General features: G+C 72.2%; 6 protein-coding genes. 3 read left to right on the top strand and 3 right to left on the bottom strand.

The genetic code is table 11. From position 1 onward, the window contains the following. Positions 1 to 142: 142 nt before the first annotated feature. Together HW577_RS20065 and HW577_RS20070 are read right to left on the bottom strand one after the other, a co-directional pair. The gene (locus HW577_RS20065; protein ID WP_198377903.1) at positions 143 to 904 is read right to left on the bottom strand and encodes an SDR family NAD(P)-dependent oxidoreductase; all 762 of its coding nucleotides are present in this window, start codon (positions 902 to 904) and stop codon (positions 143 to 145) included. Continuing rightward, complete coding sequence (locus tag HW577_RS20070; RefSeq protein WP_198377904.1) at positions 904 to 1,962, bottom strand: ketopantoate reductase family protein; 1,059 nt, start codon at positions 1,960 to 1,962, stop codon at positions 904 to 906. The genes HW577_RS20065 and HW577_RS20070 overlap by 1 nt, the downstream gene beginning before the upstream one ends. Positions 1,963 to 2,148: 186 nt before the next feature. Here HW577_RS20070 and HW577_RS20075 point away from each other — a divergent pair, with 186 nt between their 5' ends. Further along, entirely contained in the window at positions 2,149 to 3,015 is an 867-nt protein-coding gene (locus HW577_RS20075; RefSeq protein ID WP_232475094.1) for a DMT family transporter, read from the top strand. Here the strand turns inward: HW577_RS20075 and HW577_RS20080 are convergent. Continuing rightward, the gene (locus HW577_RS20080; RefSeq protein WP_198377905.1) at positions 2,987 to 3,427 is read right to left on the bottom strand and encodes a gamma-glutamylcyclotransferase family protein; all 441 of its coding nucleotides are present in this window, start codon (positions 3,425 to 3,427) and stop codon (positions 2,987 to 2,989) included. The two genes, HW577_RS20075 and HW577_RS20080, sit on opposite strands and share 29 nt — an antisense overlap. Here HW577_RS20080 and HW577_RS20085 point away from each other — a divergent pair. Together HW577_RS20085 and HW577_RS20090 are read left to right on the top strand one after the other, a co-directional pair. Then, complete coding sequence (locus HW577_RS20085) at positions 3,426 to 4,409, top strand: MBL fold metallo-hydrolase (protein ID WP_198377906.1); 984 nt, start codon at positions 3,426 to 3,428, stop codon at positions 4,407 to 4,409. The genes HW577_RS20080 and HW577_RS20085 overlap by 2 nt on opposite strands. After that, positions 4,406 to 5,362, top strand: a 957-nt coding sequence (locus tag HW577_RS20090) for a hypothetical protein (protein ID WP_419956599.1), incomplete at its 3' end; no start/stop codon positions are given. The genes HW577_RS20085 and HW577_RS20090, both read left to right, overlap by 4 nt.

Genomic DNA, 5,362 nt, shown 5'->3' on the forward strand with positions numbered 1-5,362 from the left:
TGTTGCCGCCGAGCGCCTGGCGCGCGCGGCCCGCGAGGTCCCCCGCGCCGCTGGCGGCGCCGGGGCCGAGGAAACGGTCGAGAAGCGCTTTCGGGTCCATGCCCGAGAGGTCGGGAGGGCGGGCGGCGAAGTCAAGCCGCGCCTACTTCCCCCCATCCACGCTCAGCACCTGCCCGTTGACGTAGTTCGCCATGGGGGATGCGAGGAACAGCACCGCATTCGCGATGTCCTGCGCCTCCCCCAACCGGCGCAGCGCGATGGAGGACAGCACGCGCGCCTGGCCTTCCGGCCCGTAGGCCTCCCACTGCTTCGTGCTGGCGGGGTTCGACAGGATCAGCCCCGGCGCCACGCTGTTCACGTTGATGCCGTACTGGCCGAGCTCATGCCCCAGCTGCCGCGTCAGCCCGACCAGCCCGTGCTTGGCGCTGGCGTAGGCCTGGATGCCGGTGCGGGACGGCTGCAGCCCCGCGCCGCTGCTGATCGTCACGATGCGCCCGCAGCCGGCGCGCTTCATGCCGGGCACCACCGCCTGCGCCATGGCGAAGGTGGCGTGCAGGTTGATGGCGAAGATGTCGTGCCAGTCGCTCTCCGACACCTCCTCGAGCGGCCGGCCCACCTGGCCGCGCACGCCGCCGGCGTTGCAGACCAGCACGCCGACGGGGCCTTCCGCCTTCGCCTCGACCTCGGCGATCCAGCGCTTCGCGGCGCCCGGCGCCGTCAGGTCGAAGGCGCTGGTGTGGATGGCGCCGGGATGGTCGGCGGTCTCCTCCAGCTCGGTGGCCGAAAGATCGCAGGCGAAGACCTGCGCGCCGAGCGCGGCGAAGGACCGCGCGATGGCGCGGCCGAAGCCGTGGCCCGCGCCGGTGACGGCGACGGTCACGCCGGAGAAATCGTATTCGCGCATCACGGGATCATCTCCGTCAGGTTGGCATCCGACATGGGCCGCGTGCCGGCCTCGCATGCGTGGATCATGGCGACGAGGCGGCGGACGGCAGGGCATGGCAGGCCGTGCTTCGCGCCGATCTCGGCGATGGGGGCGATCTGCACGTCGATCTCGGTGCGCCGCTTGCGGACCCAGAGGTCGCGCCACACGCCGGAATGCGTCTTGGCGTTGGGCCGGTTGAACTCGACCATGGCGGCGACGGAGGCCGCCGCCTGCGCTTCCGTGGCACCGGGCGAGAAGGCCGCCGGGTCGAAGCCGTTGAAGCCGAGCGGCTCCACGCCTTCGGCCCGCGCCACCGCGATGGCCTCGCCCCCGAGCGCGCGCCACAGCGGCAACAGTTCGGGCCGCGCGAGGCAATCAGCGATCCCCTTTTCCCCCGCTGCCTGGGCGAACAGCATCGCGCCATAGCCGAGCTTGCCCCAGAGATAGCCCCAGATGTTCGGCGTGGTGATTGCGTTGGGCTCGAAGGTCTCCCGCAGCAGCGCGTGCAGCGCGGTCAGCCGCGGCGTCGTCGCGCCATCGAGTTCGCCCAGCACCAGCGCGCCGCGTCCGCCATACATGATCCGTCCCGGCCCGTGCCAGTCGGCGGAAAAATTCACGAAGCAGCCCATGGTGCGCTCGCGCCCGACGATCCGCTCGATGATCGTCTCGCACAGCCCGTTCTGGAGCGACAGCACATAGCCGTCGGGGGCGAGGTGCGGCAGCAGCGCGCGGCAGGCGGCTTCGGTGTGATGCGCCTTCACGCAGAGGAAGATGCGGCGGTAGGTCCCCTGCACCGTCTCCGGCGTGAAGGCCGGGGCGACGACGCGGTGCGGATCGACCGGGCCTTCGATGGCAAGGCCGCGCGCCGGGTCGGCGATGGCGGCGACGTGCTCGGCCTCCACATCCACGAACACGACCGCATGGCGCGCGCGGACCAGTGCCGCCCCCACCGTGCCGCCGATCGCACCCGCGCCCCAGATGAGGATCGGGCCCCGATCCACCGCCTGCCGCGCCGCTTCCGCCCCTTCGCCCGCCATGCCCTGTCCTTCATGCCTGGACGCCGCGCCGCGCGCGCCGCACAAGATGCGACGCTAGAGCAGCATCCGCCCGAGTGGAACCGCTGGACCGACGCTGCTCCGGAATCGATGTTTTCCAGAGCAAGACATCCGACCCGATGCTTCGATCCGATCGGAATTGCTCTGAGCCGGAGGCCGCCGCCGTCGATGCTCCAGGGACTGTCGGGCAACCTTCGCGGCGGCGCGCTGATGGCCGCCGCGGCCTTCATCTTCGCCGCCGAGGCGCTGGCCATCCGCCTGATGACGGAACGCGGCATCCCGGTGGAGGTGCAGGTCTTCTTCCGCTCGCTGGGGCAATTGTTCTGGGTCGCGCCGCTGATCGCGGCGACGGGGCTTGCGGTGTTCCGCACGGCCCGCCCCGGGCTGCACGTGCTGCGCGGCGCGTCGAGCCTGCTGACCTGGGGCTTCTACTACGCATCCTTCGGGCCGCTCGACCTTGCCACCGCCACCGTCCTGTCCTTCACCAACGTGATGTTCACCACGCTGCTCGCCGGGCCGGTGCTGGGGGAACGCGTCGATCGCTGGCGCTGGGCCGGAACGATCGCGGGCTTCGTCGGCGTGGCCGTGATGCTGCGGCCGGGCACGACCGTATCGACGCTGGGCGTCGCACTCGCCATCGCCTCCGCCGTCACCTGGTGCGGCATCACGCTGTCCTCGCGCGTGCTGGCGCAGGTGGACCGCAACACGACGATCATGGCCTGGGTCGGGCTGGTGACGACGGCGGGGTCCCTGCCCTTCGCCGTCATGGCCTGGGTGCCGCTCGGGCTGGTGGACCTGCTCATCCTGCTCTCGGTCGCGGCCTTCGCGCCGGGCATCATCTGGCTGATCACCAGCGCCTACCGCCATGGCGAGGCCTCGGCCATCGCGCCCTTCCAGTACCTGCGCCTGATCGTCGTCGCCGGCCTGGGCTGGGCGATCTTTTCCGAGGTGCCGGATGGCTGGACCTGGCTGGGTGCCGCGGTGATCCTGGCCGGGGCGCTGGTGATCACGGTCGCGGAGGCGCGGCGCCGCTGAAGCCCGATTCGGCGATGGCCGCGTCCAGCACCGCCATGTCGAAGCCGAAGTCCCGATAGCCGTCGCGCAGCCGCTGCACGTATTCCGCCGCCGGCGGGCCGGGGCGATGACGGATTTCCTTGTAGGTCACGGCAACCGAGCCGTCGGGCAGGGTGATGCGGGAGCGGACATAGGTGAAGGGCCCCTCGTAGCGGTCCAGCGCCTCCATGTCCCCCGCCGTGACGCGCCAGAGGCCGACGGGACAGGCGGCACCCGGCACGCGCTCGATCAGCGCGAATTTCCGCAGCACGAGCCGCCAGCCCTGCAGCACGGCCTGTCCCGCCACCTCGGCCTTCGGGCAGCGGCGGCGCATCTGGTCGTGCCACAGGTTGCTGCCATAGGCTGCGTAGGGTTCGGGAAGGAAATCGGGCATGCAGGCGCCTCCGCCGGTCGATCGGATCGAGATAGCCACGCTGGTGGACAACGTCACGGACAGCCTCTCCTCCACGCCGTCCTTCGTCACGCGCGAATGGGTCCGGCTGCAGAGGATGGGGATGAAGCGGACCTCCGGCGGGTCGCTCTGCTGCGCCAACCATGGCCTCTCGCTCGTCATCACCGTCACCGCGGGCGGCGAGTCCCGCACCATCCTGTTCGATGGCGGGCCGGCGGACTACGCGGTGGAGCGCAACGGCATGCGGCTCGGCGTCGATTTCGGGGCGATCGAGGCGATCGTCCTCTCCCACGGCCATTGGGACCATGCGGGCGGCATCCCCAAGGCGATCGAGCTGATCCGCCGCGCCAATGGCGGCCGCGCGGTGCCGCTGCACCTGCATCCCGGCATGTTCCGCGAGCGCGGGTCGCGCCAGCCCGATGGCGGCGTGCTGCCGATGGACCGCGTGCCCGCGCCGGATGAGTGGGAAGCGATGGGCGCGCAGCCGCAGGTCTCCCGCGAGCCCGCCGTCATCGCCGGCCATGTGCTGGTCAGCGGCGAGATCCCGCGCGTGACGGACTACGAGGTCGGCCTGCCCGGCCAGGTCGCGCGCGAGAGCGACGCCGCCCCCTGGCAGCCCGACGAATGGCTGTCGGACGAGCGCTTCGTCGCCGTCCACCTGCGCGGCAAGGGGCTGATCGTCTTCTCCGCCTGTTCGCATTGCGGCATCGTCAACGTGCTGCACGAGGCGCGGCGCCTGATGCCGGACCTCCCCATCCTCGCGGCGATGGGCGGCTTCCATCTGTCGGGCACGAATGAACGGATCATCCCGCAGACCGTCGCCGACCTCGGCGGCTTCGGCATGGGGTTCATGTTCCCCTCCCACTGCACGGGCTGGCGGGCGCTGAACGCGCTGGAACGGGCGCATGGGGAAGGCGTCGTCGTGCCCGGCGCGGTGGGCAAGACCTTCGTGCTGGAGGCGTGATCCTCCTTCTCCAGGCCGCGCCGCTGCTGGTGCTGCTCGGGCTGCTGCTGTCCGGGCGCGCGGGGCCGCTGCCATCCGTGCTCGCGGCGCTGGCGGTGTCGCTGCCGGCGGCCTTCGCCTCTCTCCCGGGGGATGCCGGCTTCGCGGCCTTCCTGGCGGCGGAGGTCCCGCGGGCGCTGTTCCTCGCCGCGCAGCCGGCCGGCGTGGTGCTGGGCGGGCTGCTCTTCCACGCGGCGGTCGAACGGCGCGGCGACGCGCTGCGCCAGGCGGCGACGCCGCGCGCCATCTTCACCGCGACGCTGCTGATCGGCGTCTTCATGGAAAGCGTGACGGGCTTCGCGGTCGGCGCCGTGTTCGCGCTGGCCGCGCTGCGCGGCATGGGGATTTCGGGCGCGCCGGCGGCGGCGCTGGCGCTGCTCTCGCTCTGCCTCATTCCCTGGGGTGGGCTGGGGCCGGGCACGTCGCTGGGCGCGGCGCTGCTCGGCGTGCCGGCGCAGGATGTGGCGGCGCTGACGGCGCTGCCCAATGCGGCCTGGGTGATGCTGCTGGGCCCGGTCTGCTGGCGGCTCTCGGCGGCGGCGGGCGTTCCGGTGCCGGCGGCGGAACGGCTCGCGCAACTCGCCATGCTGGCGGCCATGGCGGCGATCCTGGTGCTTGGCCACCGCGTGCTGCCCTTCGAGGTGCTGGGCATCCTCGCCTCGGGATTGCCGTTGCTGCTGGCCCTGTGGCTTGCGGACCCGCCGCGCGACGCGGCGGCGTGGCGGCGCGCGGCGGGCTTGCTGTGGCCCTATGTGGCGCTGACGGTGGCACTGCTCGCCGCGCGCGCGGTGCCGGACCCGCCGGCGCTGCGGCCCTATGAGACGCTGCCGGCCTTCCCCGTGACGCATGTCGCGGTCGTGCTGCTGCTTGTCTCGGCCGCGCTGCTGCTCGCGCGCCCCGACGGCGGGGCGCGC

The organism is Neoroseomonas rubea (assembly GCF_016106015.1).
Taxonomy (GTDB): domain Bacteria; phylum Pseudomonadota; class Alphaproteobacteria; order Acetobacterales; family Acetobacteraceae; genus Neoroseomonas; species Neoroseomonas rubea.

Excerpts from the sequence above, each read along its gene's own strand:
- HW577_RS20065 (WP_198377903.1), bottom strand. The coding sequence starts at position 904 with ATGCGCGAATACGATTTCTCCGGCGTGACCGTCGCCGTCACCGGCGCG.
- HW577_RS20070 (WP_198377904.1), bottom strand. The coding sequence starts at position 1,962 with ATGGCGGGCGAAGGGGCGGAAGCGGCGCGGCAGGCGGTGGATCGGGGC.
- HW577_RS20075 (WP_232475094.1), top strand. The coding sequence starts at position 2,149 with ATGCTCCAGGGACTGTCGGGCAACCTTCGCGGCGGCGCGCTGATGGCC.
- HW577_RS20085 (WP_198377906.1), top strand. The coding sequence starts at position 3,426 with ATGCAGGCGCCTCCGCCGGTCGATCGGATCGAGATAGCCACGCTGGTG.
- HW577_RS20080 (WP_198377905.1), bottom strand. The coding sequence starts at position 3,427 with ATGCCCGATTTCCTTCCCGAACCCTACGCAGCCTATGGCAGCAACCTG.